This is a genomic window from Skermanella mucosa (assembly GCF_016765655.2).
Taxonomy (GTDB): Bacteria; Pseudomonadota; Alphaproteobacteria; order Azospirillales; family Azospirillaceae; genus Skermanella; species Skermanella mucosa.
Map to the genome: position 1 here is coordinate 6,183,668 of NZ_CP086106.1, position 15,982 is coordinate 6,199,649.

General features: G+C 68.0%; 17 protein-coding genes. 5 read left to right on the forward strand and 12 right to left on the reverse strand.

Annotation, left to right across the window (positions count from 1 at the left end; translation table 11 throughout):
- Positions 1–263: 263 nt before the first annotated feature.
- The 4 genes from ltrA to JL100_RS28700 all read right to left on the reverse strand — a co-directional run bounded on the left by ltrA (position 264) and on the right by JL100_RS28700 (position 4,158).
- Positions 264–1,643 carry a group II intron reverse transcriptase/maturase gene (gene ltrA, locus JL100_RS28685; protein ID WP_407696907.1) on the reverse strand — a complete coding sequence of 460 codons (1,380 nt, stop codon included), beginning with the start codon at positions 1,641–1,643 and terminating at the stop codon, positions 264–266.
- A 562-nt stretch (positions 1,644–2,205) separates the two neighbouring features.
- Positions 2,206–3,534, reverse strand: coding sequence for a tRNA uridine-5-carboxymethylaminomethyl(34) synthesis GTPase MnmE (gene mnmE, locus JL100_RS28690; RefSeq protein ID WP_202680787.1), 1,329 nt, complete (start codon positions 3,532–3,534; stop codon positions 2,206–2,208).
- 4 nt (positions 3,535–3,538) lie between these two features.
- Positions 3,539–3,910 carry a (2Fe-2S) ferredoxin domain-containing protein gene (locus JL100_RS28695; RefSeq protein ID WP_202680788.1) on the reverse strand — a complete coding sequence of 124 codons (372 nt, stop codon included), beginning with the start codon at positions 3,908–3,910 and terminating at the stop codon, positions 3,539–3,541.
- Positions 3,907–4,158, reverse strand: a complete 252-nt coding sequence (locus JL100_RS28700) for a DUF6489 family protein (protein ID WP_202680789.1) — start codon at positions 4,156–4,158, stop codon at positions 3,907–3,909. The genes JL100_RS28695 and JL100_RS28700 overlap by 4 nt, the downstream gene beginning before the upstream one ends.
- A 165-nt stretch (positions 4,159–4,323) precedes the next feature.
- On the opposite strand from JL100_RS28700, the gene JL100_RS28705 reads away from it, so the two are divergent.
- The 4 genes from JL100_RS28705 to JL100_RS28720 all read left to right on the forward strand — a co-directional run bounded on the left by JL100_RS28705 (position 4,324) and on the right by JL100_RS28720 (position 8,680).
- Positions 4,324–6,360, forward strand: a complete 2,037-nt coding sequence (locus JL100_RS28705; protein ID WP_202680790.1) for a thioredoxin domain-containing protein — start codon at positions 4,324–4,326, stop codon at positions 6,358–6,360.
- A 4-nt stretch (positions 6,361–6,364) separates the two neighbouring features.
- Positions 6,365–6,829, forward strand: coding sequence for a methylated-DNA--[protein]-cysteine S-methyltransferase (locus tag JL100_RS28710; RefSeq protein WP_202680791.1), 465 nt, complete (start codon positions 6,365–6,367; stop codon positions 6,827–6,829).
- Between the two features lie 138 nt (positions 6,830–6,967).
- On the forward strand, positions 6,968–7,666 hold the full coding sequence (locus tag JL100_RS28715) for a dienelactone hydrolase family protein (protein ID WP_202680792.1): 699 nt from the start codon (positions 6,968–6,970) through the stop codon (positions 7,664–7,666).
- 36 nt (positions 7,667–7,702) lie between these two features.
- On the forward strand, positions 7,703–8,680 hold the full coding sequence (locus JL100_RS28720; RefSeq protein WP_202680793.1) for a quinone oxidoreductase family protein: 978 nt from the start codon (positions 7,703–7,705) through the stop codon (positions 8,678–8,680).
- 64 nt (positions 8,681–8,744) lie between these two features.
- Here JL100_RS28720 and JL100_RS28725 read toward each other — a convergent pair whose 3' ends face one another.
- The 8 genes from JL100_RS28725 to JL100_RS28760 all read right to left on the reverse strand — a co-directional run bounded on the left by JL100_RS28725 (position 8,745) and on the right by JL100_RS28760 (position 15,255).
- Positions 8,745–9,164 carry a hypothetical protein gene (locus tag JL100_RS28725; protein WP_202680794.1) on the reverse strand — a complete coding sequence of 140 codons (420 nt, stop codon included), beginning with the start codon at positions 9,162–9,164 and terminating at the stop codon, positions 8,745–8,747.
- A 96-nt stretch (positions 9,165–9,260) separates the two neighbouring features.
- On the reverse strand, positions 9,261–9,611 hold the full coding sequence (locus JL100_RS28730) for a helix-turn-helix domain-containing protein (protein WP_202680795.1): 351 nt from the start codon (positions 9,609–9,611) through the stop codon (positions 9,261–9,263).
- 3 nt (positions 9,612–9,614) lie between these two features.
- Positions 9,615–10,211 (reverse strand): Smr/MutS family protein, encoded by a 597-nt coding sequence (locus JL100_RS28735; protein WP_202680796.1) that lies wholly within the window; start codon positions 10,209–10,211, stop codon positions 9,615–9,617.
- 24 nt (positions 10,212–10,235) lie between these two features.
- On the reverse strand, positions 10,236–10,916 hold the full coding sequence (locus JL100_RS28740) for a LutC/YkgG family protein (protein WP_202680797.1): 681 nt from the start codon (positions 10,914–10,916) through the stop codon (positions 10,236–10,238).
- 3 nt (positions 10,917–10,919) lie between these two features.
- Positions 10,920–12,377: a LutB/LldF family L-lactate oxidation iron-sulfur protein gene (locus JL100_RS28745; protein ID WP_202680798.1), complete on the reverse strand. Its 1,458-nt coding sequence runs from the start codon at positions 12,375–12,377 to the stop codon at positions 10,920–10,922.
- Positions 12,378–12,439: 62 nt separating this feature from the next.
- Positions 12,440–13,219 (reverse strand): (Fe-S)-binding protein, encoded by a 780-nt coding sequence (locus JL100_RS28750; RefSeq protein WP_202680799.1) that lies wholly within the window; start codon positions 13,217–13,219, stop codon positions 12,440–12,442.
- 131 nt (positions 13,220–13,350) lie between these two features.
- Positions 13,351–14,550, reverse strand: coding sequence for a murein transglycosylase A (mltA, locus tag JL100_RS28755; RefSeq protein ID WP_228420964.1), 1,200 nt, complete (start codon positions 14,548–14,550; stop codon positions 13,351–13,353).
- A 24-nt stretch (positions 14,551–14,574) separates the two neighbouring features.
- Positions 14,575–15,255 carry a Tim44/TimA family putative adaptor protein gene (locus JL100_RS28760; protein WP_202680800.1) on the reverse strand — a complete coding sequence of 227 codons (681 nt, stop codon included), beginning with the start codon at positions 15,253–15,255 and terminating at the stop codon, positions 14,575–14,577.
- A 178-nt stretch (positions 15,256–15,433) separates the two neighbouring features.
- Between JL100_RS28760 and JL100_RS28765 the strand changes: the two genes are divergently transcribed.
- Positions 15,434–15,982 (forward strand): FxsA family protein, encoded by a 549-nt coding sequence (locus tag JL100_RS28765; RefSeq protein WP_202680801.1) that lies wholly within the window; start codon positions 15,434–15,436, stop codon positions 15,980–15,982.

Sequence of the window (15,982 nt, forward strand, 5' to 3'; positions counted from 1 at the left end):
TCTGACCGGCATCGGCTCCGCCCGGCATGTATCCGTGCCCATCCGATCCATCCGTGTGCTTCCGTGATCCCTTGAACTTCCCGGACCGGCGCGGCTCACATGAAGAAGCGTCGCTTCCCGACGCCAGCCGGGAAGCGGGTGTTTCCGAGCGTAAAGGATCACGGATGAACACGGATAAACAGGATGAACACGGATCTGGCCGGCATCGGCTCCGCCCGGCATCTATCCGTGCCCATCCGATCCAATCGCGGTAGGGACGCCCGTTACCGGGCGCCCCCCGCACAGAACCGGACGTGCCCGATTAAGGCATCCGGCTCCCACCTTGGGTGTTTGACGCGGAAGCGGTTTCCGGGCCAGGGATGGATGATGCGCGGCCGTGGTAGCCAGCAGTCGGCAAGGCGCGTGAGTTTGTCCCACGGTGTCTTGTCCTTCTGGCTGCGCCGACGCAGCGCCCTCATCCACAGGACGCCGACATGGTAGCGCAGGTTGGCAAGGGCCCGGTAGTTGGTCGGGACGGCGAAGTAGGCGTAGAAGCCGCGCATCACCTGTCCCAACCACCGGCCTTGCTCCGGGATGCCCTGGTGCCAGCGCCGCCGGAGTTCCTCCTTGATTTCCTTGAGCTTGGCCTGCTTGCGCTGGCGCCGGGTCTGGCGTCGCAGCAGGAAGCCGCCACGCCGGGACCGCCCACAGATGTGGGTGAAGCCCAGGAAGTCGAAGGTCTCCGGTTTGCCCGCGCCGCGCTTGGCCCGGTCGGCAGTTGCCTGCCGGCCGAACTCGATCAGGCGGGTCTTGTCGGCGTTCAGTTCCAGGGCGAACCGCGCCAGGCGCTCCCGCAGGTCCGCGAGGAACCGCTCGGCGTCCGACCGGTGCTCGAACCCGACGACGGTGTCGTCGGCGTAGCGCACCATGACCATGGTCCCGGTCGCGTGGCGATGGCGCCACTGCCGGGTCCACAGGTCGTAGACATAGTGGAGATAGACGTTGGCCAGCAGTGGCGATGCCACCGCCCCTTGCGGGCTGCCGGCCGTCGCCGGCTGCCGTTTCCCCGTCTCGTCCACCACGCCTACCGTCAGCCACTTGCGGATCAGCCGCAGGACGCGGGCATCGCCGATCCGGTGTTCCAGGAACCGCATGATCCACATGTGGTCGATGCTGTCGAAGAACGCCCGGATGTCCGCATCCAGGATCCAGTTCACCCGGCACTCGCCGATCGCCACCGCCAACGCGTCGAGCGCGTCGTGCTGCCCCCGTCCCGGCCGGAAGCCGTAGGAGAAGCCGAGGAAGTCTTCCTCGTAGATGGCGTTCAGCACCTCCACCAGCGCCCGCTGGACGATCTTGTCCTCCAGTGCCGCGATCCCGAGCGGCCGCATCCGGCCGTCCGGCTTGGGAATGAAATGCCGGCGTGACGGGTGCGCCCGGTAGCGGCCGGAATGCACGCGGTCCTTCAGGTCCGCCAGCCGTTCCTCCAGCCCCTCCGCGTACTCCCGCCACGTCATTCCGTCCACACCCGGAGCCGCGTCCCGCTTCAATGCCCGATAGGCAAAGCGCAGCAGGTCGGTATCCACGTGCGTCAGAAGGGTGGTGAACCGCTCCTCCTTTCGCTCCCGTGCCGCTTGACGTATGCGCTCCAGCCCCGAGAGCACGGGTGCCCGGTCCTGAGCCCGGCCCGTGTGCGGCGGAGACGCATTCCCCTCGGCCCCACCCCTTCCCTCCACCGGCTCCGCGTCCGCGTTCGCCGACTTCACAGGTACTATGGATGGGTCTGACCTCTTCGGCGCGTGCGTCACCGGCTACGGCTCCTCGCCTTCCCGGTGCGGACCAGACGGCCATCGGCCTCTGGTCACGCCGAAGATCTCCCGGTTCCCGCGCAAGGAGCGTCCGCACATGCCAGGGTCTCTGACCACGCCGGACCGCCGGGGTGCTCGCATGACGCACCCCGCCGTATCGCCTTCCAGGCACAGAACCCTGTCGGCATCCGGGATCGAGATTCTTACGCGGCTCAATGGCTGGCCTATGCGCTCCCCTGTCAACGCTTCGCCGACAGCCTCACGACCGCCGCCGCATGACTCGGGGCCGGTGTGGGGCGCTACTCCTTCACCGTACAGGACTTTCACCCGCTACTCCTTGCCGGTCTCCCGGCGCTCTCCGTGTGCATCCGTGATCCCATGAACTTCCCAAACCGGCGCGTTTCACGTGAAACAGCGGTCACTTCCCGATGCAGAAGTCCCGGAAGATCACGTCGAGCAGATCTTCCACATCCACCCGGCCGGTGATCCGCCCCAATGCCCGGATCGCGATCCGGACATCCTCGGCAGCCAGTTCTGGCAACGGCGCCGAAAGTGCCCGCTCAAGCGACGCCACGCACTCCTCCAACGCGGACCGGTGGCGGGCGCGGGTGAGTGCCGGCACTCCGGGCGCCTCGAACCGCCGCGCCACGCCGGCGGTCAACTTCTCCAGCAACTCGGCGAGGCCGGAACCCGTAACGGCGGAAACCGCCAACGTCGCGCGCCCCCCGACCGTCATCTCCGGCGAGGCGACGCGGTCGCTCTTGTTCAGGACGACCAGCGTATCCTCGTCCACGATCTCCAGCGTCTGGGCGTCCAGGTCGGGCAGGGAGGTCGCGTCGAACACCGCGAGCTTCAGGTCGGCTTGCGCGGCCCGCGCCAACGCGCGCCGGATGCCCTCGGACTCGATCTCGTCGGCCGCCTCGCGCAGGCCGGCGGTGTCGGCCAGGACGACGGGATAGCCGCCCAGGTCGAGGTGGACTTCCACAACGTCCCGCGTGGTGCCCGCCCGTTCGGAGACGATCGCCGCCTCCCGCCGGGCCAGCGCGTTCAGCAGGCTCGACTTGCCGGCGTTCGGCGCACCCAGGATCGCGATGTGGATTCCGTCGCGCAGCCTCTCGCCCCGACGCTTGTCATCGAGGTGTGCCCGCAGGCCGGTGATCAGGGACTCCAGCACCGGGCGCACCTGGTCGGAAACGCCCTCGGGCAGGTCCTCGTCGGGAAAGTCGATGTCCGCTTCCAGATGGGCCAGGGCATGGGTCAGGCGACGGCGCCAATCCTCGTAGAGCCGGCCCAGCTCGCCTTCCATCTGGCGCAGGGCCTGCCGGCGCTGGGCGGAGGTCTCGGCATCCACCAGATCGGCGATGGCCTCGGCGGCGGTCAGGTCGAACTTGCCGTTCTCGAACCCGCGCCGGCTGAATTCCCCGGGTTCGGCGATCCGGAAGTCCTGCAGGGCGGACAGGGAGTCGATCAACCCGGCAACCACGGCACGGCCGCCATGCACGTGGAATTCGGCTACGTCCTCGCCGGTGAAGCTGCGCGGCCCCGGGAACCACAGCACCACCCCCTGGTCGAGGAACTCCCCGCTGCGGGGATCGGCAAGCCGGACGACGGTGGCGGTGCGCGGAGCGGGCAGGGGGCGGGCGGTCAGGATCGTAAGGGCAACGCCGGCCCGCGGTCCGGAGACCCGGACGATGGCGACGCCCCCGCGCCCCGGCGCCGTGGCCGGGGCGAAGATGGTCGGGATCACCGGATCAGGCGGGAGCGACGGAACGCGCCTCGGACCGGGGCTCCGTCTGGTCCGGCATCAGCATCAGCCGCTCGACCCGCCCGCCGTCGATCACGTGGGTCTGCAGGATCTCGTCGATGTCTTCCTGGGACGTGAAGGTGTACCAGACGCCTTCGGGATAGATCACCAGGGCAGGCCCCAACTCGCACCGCTCCAGGCAGCCGGCCGAGTTGATACGGACCTTGGGCTCAAGACCCAGTTCCTTGGCGCGGGCCTTCATGTAATTGCGGAGCTTCTCCGAGCCCTTCGCGGCGCAGGACCCGCGCTTGGCCCCCTCGGGACGCAGGTTCGTGCAGCAGAAGACATGGCTGCTGTAGATCAGTTCCGGATCGCTCACTTCTTTCCATCCTTGCCCATGGCGTTGGTCATCTGGGTCCAGAAGATCTTCTGCATCTGCTCGAAACCCTGCAGGCCGGCAGGCAGCCAGGTCTTCAGCATCGCTTCCGGTTCCATGGCCTGCAGGTTGGCACTCATGCGGTCCTGAATCTGTTGCATCAGGGCATCCTGCATCGGCTTCACATCCGGCAGACCGAAGAAATGCCGGGCTTCTTCGGGGGTACAATCGATGTCGACGGTGATCTTCATGCTCGGAACCTCTCGGGCCACGTCCCCCGCCGGGGTAGCCCCACACAGATTGGGGTTGAGCGCACTCGTCGGCGCGCTTCACTATACAGATAGGATGTGCAAGCGCAACGACAGCACCCGTTCTTTGCCGCAATGCCGCAACCCTCTCAGATAAAGGCGAGCACCATGTCCGCAAACATGCTGGGCCATGAGACCAGCCCCTACCTGCTCCAGCACAGGGACAACCCGGTGCACTGGATGCCCTGGGGAGATGAGGCCTTCGACCGCGCGCGGAAAGAGGGGAAGCCGATCCTGCTGTCGGTCGGCTACGCGGCCTGCCACTGGTGCCACGTGATGGCCCATGAGAGTTTCGAGAATCCCGCGATCGCCGAGGTGATGAACGAACTGTTCGTCAACATCAAGGTCGACCGGGAGGAGCGGCCCGATCTCGACACCATCTACCAGTCCGCCCTCGCGCTGCTCGGACAGTCCGGCGGCTGGCCCCTGACCATGTTCCTGACGCCGGACGGCGAGCCGTTCTGGGGCGGGACCTACTTCCCGCCGGCGTCGCGCTACAGCAGGCCCGGTCTGCCGGAGGTGCTGCGCGGCGTGGCGGCGACGTACCATGAAGAGCCGGAGAAGGTGACGCGCAACGTCACGGCTCTGAAGGACAGTCTGGAGAAGCTGGCGGAGAACCATTCCGGCGGCGCGATCACGCCGGGCGTCTTCAACCAGGTGGCCGACCGGCTGGCCCGCGAGGTCGATCCCTTCAACGGCGGCATCGGGTCGGCGCCCAAGTTCCCCCAGACCTCCCTGTTCACCCTGCTGTGGCACGCCTGGAAGCGGACGGGCAGGGAACCCTACAAGACCGCCGTGACCAACACGCTTCGCCATATGTGCCAGGGCGGCATCTACGACCATCTTGGCGGAGGCTTCGCGCGCTACTCCACCGACGACCACTGGCTGGCCCCGCATTTCGAGAAGATGCTCTATGACAACGCCCAGTTGATCGACCTGCTGACCCTGGTCTGGCAGGAGACCGGCGAGCCGCTGTTCAAGGTCCGCGTCGCCGAGACGGTGGACTGGGTCCTGCGCGAGATGCTGGCGGAGGATGCCGAAGGCGGGCGTGTCGCCGGGTTCGCCAGCACGCTCGACGCCGACAGCGAGGGCGAGGAGGGGCGCTTCTACGTCTGGTCGGAACGGGAGATCGACGACATCCTCGGCCCGGACGCCGCGGTCTTCAAGTCGGCCTACGACGTCACCCGGCAGGGCAACTGGGAAGGCACCAACATCCTGAACCGCACCGCCAAGCCGGAGTTGGGCGACGAGGACCACGAGGCGAGCCTTGCCCGGATGCGGGCCATCCTGTGGCAGGCGCGCGAGCGCCGCATCCATCCCGGATGGGACGACAAGGTACTGGCCGACTGGAACGGTCTGATGATCGCGGCGCTCGCCCGGTCCGGCTTCGTGTTCGGCCGGCCGGACTGGATCGCCGCGGCTGCGGCGGCATTCGACTTCGTGGCTGGAACCATGATCCGGGACGGCCGGCTGTTCCACACCTGGCGCCGGGGACAGCTGAAGAACCCGGCCTCGCTCGACGACTACGCCAACATGGCGCGCGGAGCGCTGGCCTTGTACGAGGTGACCGGGGAGCCGCGCTATCTCGACCAGACCCGCGGCTGGGTCGAGGTGCTGGACCGGCACTACTGGGACCAGGAGAGCGGGGGCTACTTCTTCACCGCCGACGATGCCGAGCGCCTGATCGTGCGGACCAAGACCTCCCACGACAACGCGGTTCCCGCCGGCAACGGCACCCTGGTCGGCGTGCTGGGCCGGCTGTTCAGCATGACCGGGGACGACAGCTATCACCAGCGGGCCGAGGCGGTGGTCCAGGCCTTCTCCGGCGAGCTGACCCGCAACTTCTTCCCCCTTTCCACGCTGCTCAACAATACCGAACTGCTCTATACTGCGATCCAGCTCGTGGTGGTGGGGAACAAGGGAGCCGCCGACACCGAAGCCCTGCTCGACACGGTCCGGGCGACCTCGTCGCCATCCGTGGTGATGACCCTGCTGTCCCCGGAGACCGATCTCCCGGACGGACACCCGGCAAAGGGCAAGGGCATGGTGGCAGGCAAGGCGACCGCCTATGTCTGCGCGAACATGACCTGCTCCGCCCCGATCACCGACGCTGCCGACCTCAAGATCAACCTGACGAGGAAGTGACGGCATGGGACGCCTGACCATCGAAAGCCCCCTGGGACGCCTTAACCTCACCAGCCTGGACGGCGCGCTGACGGCGCTGGACTGGGACACGGGCGAGACCGCGGCCGACCGCGACAGCGTGCTGGACGAGGCGGCGCGCCAGCTCCGGCAATATTTCGACGGGCACCGCACGGTCTTCGACCTACCGATGCGCCCGCACGGTACCCTGTTCCAGCAGCGGGTCTGGGCGGCGATGGTGGAGATCCCGTGCGGCAGGACCGCGACCTACGGCGACCTCGCCCGCCAGCTCGATTCCGCCCCCCGCGCCGTCGGCGGGGCCTGCGGGCGCAACCCGCTGCCCATCGTGATCCCCTGCCATCGCGTCGTCGGCGGGGCGGGGAAGGGAGGCTATTCGGGCTTCGGCGGACTGACCACCAAGGACTGGCTGCTGAACCACGAGGCCGTCCTGGTGCATGCCCCCGTGGCGTGACGCGGCGCGACCTGAGTACACCGGTATCGTGACAAGGCGCCACCGCGCCTATATCGTGTCGTCGCCAGCACGGCCTGAGGTCATGCCTCGGGCCGGAACCCATGACCCACGGCACAGTCCAAGAAAGAGAAGGGTGGAATGACCGACGTTACGATCAACGCGGCCGACGGCGGCACCTTTACCGGATATCTCGCGAAGCCTGCCGGAGGCACCGGACCCGGCATCGTCGTGATCCAGGAAATCTTCGGCGTCAACCAGGTGATGCGGGAGATCTGCGACGATCTGGCCGCGCAGGGCTATCTCGCCCTTTGCCCCGACTTGTTCTGGCGCCAGGAACCCGGTATCCAGATCACCGACAAGACCGACGAGGAATGGGCAAAGGCCTTCGAGCTCTACAAGGGCTTCAGCGAGGTCAAGGGTGTGAACGACCTGATCGCGACCCTGGGCGTCCTGCGCGAGACCGAGGGCTGCAACGGCTTGGTCGGCACGCTGGGATATTGCCTGGGCGGCAAGCTCGCCTACCTGATGGCGACCCGGTCCAACGCCGACTGCTCCGTCTCCTATTATGGCGTCGGGATCGAGAAGAACCTGGACGAGGCGAGCGCCATCACCAAGCCCTATCTCGCCCATATCGCCGAGAAGGACCAGTTCGTCCCGCCGCCGGCCCAGCAGCAGATCCGCGACGCGCTGTCCAAGATCTCCTGCGTCACCGCCCATACCTATCCCGGCTGCGACCACGCCTTCGCCCGCGTCGGCGGCGCCCACTACGACAAACAGGCCGCCGACCTGGCGAACCAGCGCACGGCCGCTTTCCTGAAAGAGCATCTGACGGCCTGAAGCGGCACGACAAGAACGAGAGGGAGTCCGAAAACAATGGTTCACGCCATCCGCTTTCATCAGGCCGGCGGACCCGAGGTCCTGAAATGGGAAGAGGTCGAAGTCGGCGGTCCAGGACCAGGACAGGTGAAGATCCGGCAGTCGGCGATCGGGCTCAACTTCATCGATACCTACCATCGCAGCGGCCTTTACCCGGTCCCCGACCTTCCCTGCATCCCCGGCATGGAAGGGGCGGGCGTCGTCGAATCGGTCGGCCCCGGGGTTACCAGCTTCAGCCCCGGTGACCGCGTCGCCTATGCGGGCGGGCCGATCGGTGCCTATGCCGAGGTTCGCCTGATGCCGGCCGACAGGCTGGTCCCGCTGCCGAGCTGGATCGACGACAAACAGGCCGCGGCGATGATGCTCCAGGGCATGACCGCCCAGTTCCTGCTGCGGTCATGCCACAAGGTCATGCCGGGCGAGACCATCCTGGTCCATGCCGCGGCGGGCGGCGTCGGCCTGATCCTCTGCCAGTGGGCCCGCAAGCTGGGTGCCACCGTCATCGGGACCGTCGGGTCGGACGAGAAGGCGGAACTGGCCCGGGAGAACGGCTGCACGCACCCGATCGTTTACAGCCGCGAGAACTTCGTCGAGCGGGTGAAGGAGATCACCGATGGGGCCGGCGTGCCGGTGGTCTACGACTCGGTCGGAAAGGACACCTTCATGAACAGCCTGGACTGCCTGCAGCCGCGTGGCCTGATGGTCCTGTTCGGACAGTCCTCGGGTGCGGTGCCTCCGGTCGATCTCGGGGTCCTGGCCGCGAAGGGCTCGCTCTATGTGACCCGGCCGATGCTGTTCTCCTACACGGCGAAGCGCGAAGACCTGATGACCAGTGCCGCCGACCTGTTCGACGTGGTCCATAGCGGCGACGTGAAGATAGAGGTTCGCCAGACCTTCCCGCTCCGCGACGCCGCCGAAGCCCACCGGGCCCTGCATGCCCGCGCCACCAAGGGGTCGTCGCTCCTGCTGCCGTGACGTTTCACGTGAAACACGGTGGTCCCGGCATTCCAGCGGTCAGCGCCCCGGTCCAGCGCCTGGGTCAGCGGGGTGCCGGGACCACCGCCACGCAGGTTTCCACGATCGTGCCGCACGATTCCAGGTCGCGGCCCTGGTTGTAATCCAGGCTTTCGACGATGCCGTCCCGCATGGTGAAGGTTGCCTCGCACTGGAAGTTCTGGCGGTGGACCGTCGTCCGTGGTCGGATGAAGCGCCGTCCACCGATCCCGATATCGTCAAAGTCGGTCTCGACCTGCGTGAAGGTCATCCCGCCCACATAGGTCAGGAGCTCGGTGTCGCCGACCTGCTGGGTACGGTCGGGGACCCCGGCGCAGGAATAAAGCAGCTCCTTCGGCATCCCGATCAGCGCCGTATTGGCCCGGGCCGCCGCTTCGATCCGCGGATTGGCGCACCCCGCCAGCACGGTCGCCGCCAGCGCCAGCATGACTATGGACCGGATCATCGCTGCCTCCCTTGTCACCCGACTCAACAGGGTGATCATGCCATTGGTGCCGGTCCGGGTGCCTGACGCTTCCGGAGCAGCGCGTCGAACGGAAACCTACCGGTTCAGCACTTCCAGAAGCCGGTCGATGGTCGCCTCGTCGAGCGAGCGGATGCGGTCGGCCAGCAGGTTCGCGACCAGGGTCGCCTTGGGCGTCAGGCCGGACGTATCGACCACGATGCGCGGGTGGCTCATCTCGGCGAGCCGTTCCAGCGCCTCGGCCTCGTCCCAGAAGATCTGGAAATAGGCGCAGATCTGCCGGACCAGCATGATCGACGGCTGGCCGCGCTTGCCATGTTCCAGGGCGGAGAGGTAGGCCGACGACACTTCCAGCTCATCGGCCATCTGCTTCAGGGTGACGCCGCGCTTGGCGCGCAGCTCGCGGATATGGGCACCGAAGGGAGTCACGAATCAACGCCGTCGTTTCAGCAGGACATAGAGCGCGCCGTCGCCGCCGTCCTTCGGCTGGGCGCGCTGGATCGCAAGCACCAGCGGGCGGAGCGGCGATTCGTTCAGCCAGCGCGGAACCACCTGGCGCAGGATGCCGGCGCCCTGGCCGCCTGACCCCTTTCCGGCCGATCCCTTGCCGGTGATGACCAGGACCATCCGGCGCTGCTCGTGCCAGCCGCGCAGGATGAACGAGTTGAGGGCGGCGTGGGCCTGGGACTGGGTCATGCCGTGGAGGTCGATCCGGCCCTCGATGCCGAGACGGCCCCGGCGCAGCCGGTCGTCGGTCCGGCGGTCGAGCCCAGGCGGCGACGCGGGGTCCAGGGCGGGCAGCCGGTTGCGGTGGCCGGATGCCGGGAGACCGGCACCGCGCCCCGCCAGGCCGTCCGGCACGGCCGGGCCGGCGATCTCGACCGGGAGGTCCCCGGCCGCCGGGGAGGGTGCCGGCGGATCGGGGATCTCCCGGCCGGGCAGGGGGTCGGTGTCGCGCATCGCCATGCGCCAGAGGCTGTGCTCGTCGGACGTCACGGTGCGGCGGCGGCGTGGGGGCGTTCTGTTCATCTGGTCTCCACGTCGCCCGCCGCCTCAGACGCCCGCGCCGTCGATCAGCAGGATGTGGAGTCGCCGCGGGCCGTGCGCCCCGAGCTGGATGGTCTGCTCGATGTCGCCGGTGCGGGAAGGTCCGGTGATGAAGTTGACGGTCCGGGGCAAATCCTGCCCGCGCCGCCGCACGGCATCCCAGCCGTCCTCGTAGCTGCCGACGATCTGGTCGGCCCGCAGCACGACGATATGGGTGTCCGGCATCATGTTCAGCGTGGTGGGATGCTCGGGACCCGACAGCATCATCAGGGTGCCGGTCTCGGCGATGCCGGCGAAGGCGGCGGTCACGCTGGTGAGGTCGCGGTCCGCCGCCCGGCCCCGGTCCACCGTCAGGGTCGGCCGCTTGTTCCATGGAACCCCGTCGAGCTGCGGGTCGGGGGCGACCTTCACCTCGGCCGGCAGGTTCTGGCTCGCCAGGTAATCGGCCACCGCGTGGGGAACCCGCGCCAGGTTCGGCAGGCGGTCCACCGTGGCGGCCACCTCGGTCACCATGGAGACGAACAGGTCCACCTTGTCCGACGCCGACAGGTCGGTCCGGTCGGGCACCAGGTTGCGCCGGTGCTCCTTCAGCCGGCCGTCCACGGCGGCGGCCATCTCCGGGCTGGCGCCGTCGCGCTTCAGGGAACGGCGGATGCTGGTCAGGATCTGGGTGCGGGCTTCGGACATGGCTCAGGCCGCCTTCCTGCCGGAGGCTTGGCCTTGCTGGCCCTGGCGGGCCTGGCGCTGCGCCCAGAGCTGCTGGAAGGTCTTGCCCTCGGGTGCCGGCATGTCGCGCCAGTCGGTCCAGCCCCGGGCCAGCGGCAGCGACCGGAAGCGGCCCTTGCGGCGGCCGAGGGTGCCCAGCGCGCCCATCATCATGTTGGCCCCCAGGCGGTACAGCTTGGGCCGCTTGGCGAACCAGGCCCACAGGCCCAGCCCGTACCGGTAGGCCTGCGGCGCCATCTTGTTCTGGTACTCGCGCTCGCGCCAGTGCCGCATCATGCGGGGCAGGGGGATGCGCATGGGGCAGACGCTCTCGCACTTGCCGCAGAAGGTCGAGGCGTTCGGCAGATGCCCCGCCTCCTGCACGCCGATCAGGCTGGGCGTCAGGACCGACCCCATCGGCCCGGGATAGACCCAGCCATAGGCATGGCCTCCCACGGCGCCATAGACGGGGCAGTGGTTCATGCAGGCGCCGCAGCGGATGCAGCGGAGCATGTCCTGGAACTCGGTGCCCAGCATGCCCGTGCGGCCGTTGTCCAGCAGCACCACGTGGAACTGCTCCGGCCCGTCCAGGTCTTCCGGCCGACGCGGCCCGGTCGAGAAGGTCGTGTAGGAGGAGAACTCCTGGCCGGTCGCCGAGCGGGCCAGGACGCGCAGGATGGTCGATGCATCCTCCAGCGTCGGGACGATCTTCTCCAGGCTGGCCAGCACGATATGCACCTTGGGCAGCGTCTGCGTCAGGTCGCCGTTGCCCTCGTTGGTCACGATCACGGTGGAGCCGGTCTCGGCGATCAGGAAGTTGGCCCCGGTGATGCCGACGTCGGCCGCCAGGAACTTCTGGCGCAGCATCTCGCGCGCCTCGTTGACCAGCGCCCGCGGCTCCTCCAGGGAGCGATTCGGGTCCAGGCCCGCGTGGGTCTTCATGAAGGTCGCGGCCACGTCCTCCTTGTTCAGGTGGACGGCCGGCGCGATGATATGGCTGGGCGCTTCCTTGCGGAGCTGGATGATGTACTCGCCCAGGTCGGTCTCGACCGGCTCCAGGCCGTTCTTCTCCAGATGGTCGTTGAGCTCGATCTCCTCCGCGATCATCGACTTGCCCTTGGTCACGACCTTGGCATCGACCGAGCGGCAGATCCGCAGGATCGCGTCGCGCGCCTCGCCCGGCGTGCGGCACCAGTGGACGTGGCCGCCATTGGCCGTGACCTTGTCCTCGAACCGTTCGAGATAGAGGTCGAGATGGTCGAGCACATGGTTCTTGATGTCGCGCGACTGGTCGCGCAGCCGGTCGAACTCCGGCAGGCGGCCGACCGCCCGCGTCCGCTTGTCCTGGAACCCGACCTTCATCTTGCCCAGCGCCTTCTGGAGGCGTTCGTCCGCCAGTGCGCCGTGGGCATTGTCCTTGAAGGCGTGACTCGTGCTCTGCATCTCAGGCGTTCCTCAACTCTCGACCGGTATTCTCTCGTCCCGGGCCAATCATATACCGCAAATCACCGGGCGCGGGTGTCGCCGATCGGCGGCGTTTCGCCGGTCATGCCGGCCAGCACCTCCGCGACGTGCCGGACCTTCACCGCGGCGCCCTCGCGCTTCAGCTTGCCCGCCATGTTCAGCAGGCAGCCCATGTCGCCGGCGAGCAGCGTGTCCGCCCCGGTCCGCTGGATGTCGGCGATCTTCTCGCCCACCATCTTGTTGGAGATTTCCGGGTACTTGATGCAGAAGGTGCCGCCGAAACCGCAACACACCTCGGCTCCCGGCAGTTCCGCCACCGTCAGCCCCTCGACCGAGCGCAGCAGCGCGCGGGGCTGCTGCTTCACCCCCAGCTCGCGCAGGCCGGAGCAGCTGTCATGGTACGTGACGGTGCCGTCGTAGCGGGCGTCGACCCCGTCCAGCCCCATGACGTCGACGAGGAACGAGACCAGCTCGTAGGTCCTGTGCTTCAGGTGGGCGGCGCGCTGGGCCCAGTCCGGCTCGTCCGCGAACAGCTCGCCGTAATGCTCCTTGATCATGCCCGCGCACGACCCGCTGGGGGCCACCACATAGTCGAAGCCCTCGAACGCCTCGATCACGCCGCGGGCGATCTCCTTGGTGTCGGCTCGGGCGCCCGAGTTGTAGGCCGGCTGGCCGCAGCAGGTCTGGGAGGCCGGCACCTCCACCGAGCAACCGGCGTCCTCCAGCAGCTTGACCGCGGCGAAGCCCACGGTCGGCCGGAACAGGTCGACCAGGCAAGTGACGAAAAGCCCCACGCGGGGCGTCTTTATCGCGCTGTCCATTGTTTCCGTCCCTGCGGCGCTGGCCTTCCGTCTCCGGAAGTTCAGGCCGGATTGGTATCTTGTGCGATGTAACTGGTTGCCGTGTAATTAGTTGGTATTACCAGTCGTGGCAACCGCCATCGCCCGGCGCGTCAGCCGACCGGCGCCACCGCGCGCGGAATCAGCAGATGGTAGCGGCCGGGGCTCCGCATCTTGCCGGCCCGCAATTCCGCTTCGGGTCCGTGGCCCCAGAACACGTCGCCGCGCACGACGCCCCGGATGGCACCGCCGGTGTCCTGCGCCACCATCAGGCGGCGGACCCGCGCCCCGGCGTCGAGCGGATCCTGGGCGTCGAGCCAGACCGGCACGCCATAGGGCACGAACGACCGGTCCACCGCCAGGCTGCGGCCCGGCGTCAGGGCGACGCCCTGGGCTCCCACGGGACCCTCGCCCGTGAGCGGCCGGAAGAAGACGAAGGACGGATTGCGGTTCATCAGGTCGGCGGCCTCGTCCGGATGGGCGTCCAGCCAGTCCCGGATCGACTGCATAGACACCGTCTCGCGGGTCAGGGCGCCGCGGGCGATCAGCTCGCGGCCGATCGCGACGTAGGGATGGCCGTTCTGGCCGTCATAGCCGACCCGGACGGTACTGCCGTCCTCCATCACCACCCGGCCCGATCCCTGGATATGCAGGAAGAAGGCGTCCACCGGATCGTCGACCCAGACCATCTCCAGGCCGCGGCCCTTCAGGGCGCCGCCCTCGATCTTCGCGCGGTCCTCGTAGGGGCGCAGCCGGCCTTCGACGACCCGCCCGGCGATCCGCTCACCCTTCAGGGTATCGCGGAACTCGCCCAGGTCGACCATCACCAGATCGTCGGGCTTGCGGTAGAGCGGCACCGAGTAGCGGCCGCCCGGCAGGGCCGAGCCGCGCAGTTCCGCCTCGTAGTAGCCGGTGAACAGTCCCTCGGGCTTGTCGTTGTCGGCCGCCGCGTAGGGCAGGAACCAGGTCTCGAAGAAAGTCCGGGCGGCGGCGTGGTCGCCGCGCGGCACCCGCGCCAGCGCCTCGCACGGGGCGATCCAGTCCGCGATCCGGCCCGCCGCCCCCAGCGCCCGGTCGGCCGGCTGTACGGTCAGCTTGCCGCAAGAGCGGGCGAAGGCGTCGAGCGCGTCGGCCTGGGTATCGGTCCGCCAGCCCGGCAGATCCTCGAACCGCGCCGGGGTCAGCGTCAGCTTGGGCGGGACGGTCTCGGCCTCCTTCGGCGCCTCCGGCGCGCAGGCTGCGAGGAGGAACGCCAGGAAGGCGGCCGGCAGCGCTGCGAACGCGGTGCCGGTCTTCATGAAGCGGGAAAGCATCTACCCAATCGGCCCCATGGCCCGTCAGTTCGGAACGCGGGTCTCGATCAGGGTCCAGTTCGGATTCCGCGAGCGGGTGTTGCGCGCGAAAGTCCAGATGTCCACGACCTCCAGCGGCTGTTCGGGATCGCCGTCGATCACCTCGCCCGCCTTGTCGCGCGTGATGTTGACCTGGTCGCTGACGAACTTGATCGTGACGAAGGCGGTCCGGCCTTCCATGCGGGCCTCGATCACGTCCGAGTCGCGGATGCCGATCACCTGGGTCTCCAGCGTCTCGCCGGCGGCCTGCCGGTTGCGGATCGCGGCGGCGAAATTGTCGTAGACGTCGTCGCTCAGCAGCGGCCGAAGCGTCGGCGTGTCGCCCTGCGCGAAGGCGGTGACGATCATCTCGAACGCGGCGCGGGCACCCTGGACGAAATTCTTCTCGTCGAAGGTCGGATCGTTGGCCTGGATCTGCGCGATGCCGGCCGCGAGCGAGTAGGGCTCGTCGGGAGCCGGCGGCGGCAGGTCGACGGGCAGGCGCCCGCGATCCGGCAGCGTCACGACGTTGTCTCCACCCTCCTGGCCAGGCCGCGGAGTATACGGGTTGGGTCGCTGGCGCTCCTCACCGTGACGCCGGCCCAAAACGCCGCGCAGCCGATACACGAGAAAGGCTGCGATCATGGCGAAAATCAGGATATCGATGAAATAAAACCCCTCGCCCATTGAACATGTCCTGGTCGGTTCGCCCTAGACCGTCAGCCGGGCGCGTATTAACTGTACCGCGTGAAGAGCGTATGTGTACGGTGTCAGCCGAATCCCTGTACCGGTAATCCCCGTACCGGTTTCGACAAACGCCTCTTTTCGTAGATAGGCCGTTACCGGGGAAAGAGCAAGGACACGCATGTACATCCTACTCGCATTCATCATCCTTCCGATCATAGAAATCGCCGTGTTCATCCAGGTGGGCGGCTTGATCGGCTTGTGGCCGACCCTTGCCCTGATCCTCCTGACGGCCTTCGCCGGGGCGGCGTTGCTGCGCGTGCAAGGCTTCGCGGTCGCCCGTCGGGCCCAGGAGAGCCTGGCCCGCAACGAACTGCCGGTCGCCGAGGTGTTCGACGGTTTCTGCCTGGTCGCCGCGGGAGTGCTCCTGCTGACGCCGGGCTTCGTGACGGATACGCTCGGCGCCCTGCTTTTCATCCCGGCCTTCCGGGGTTTTCTCCGCCGCCGCCTGATCGGCATGCTGGGCAAGCGCGGCGGCATGCGCGTGTTCGTCGACGGAGCGGAGGTGAATCCCGACGATCCCTTTGCCCGCAGGACCAGCAGGCCGCCGCCCGGCGTGATCGAGGGGGAGTTCACCGATGTCACGCCCGGTCCCCCGGACCGGACCGACCTTCCGCCGCCCGACAGCCCCCCGCCCGACAGCCGGTGGCGCCCTCCCCATGACCGGTAA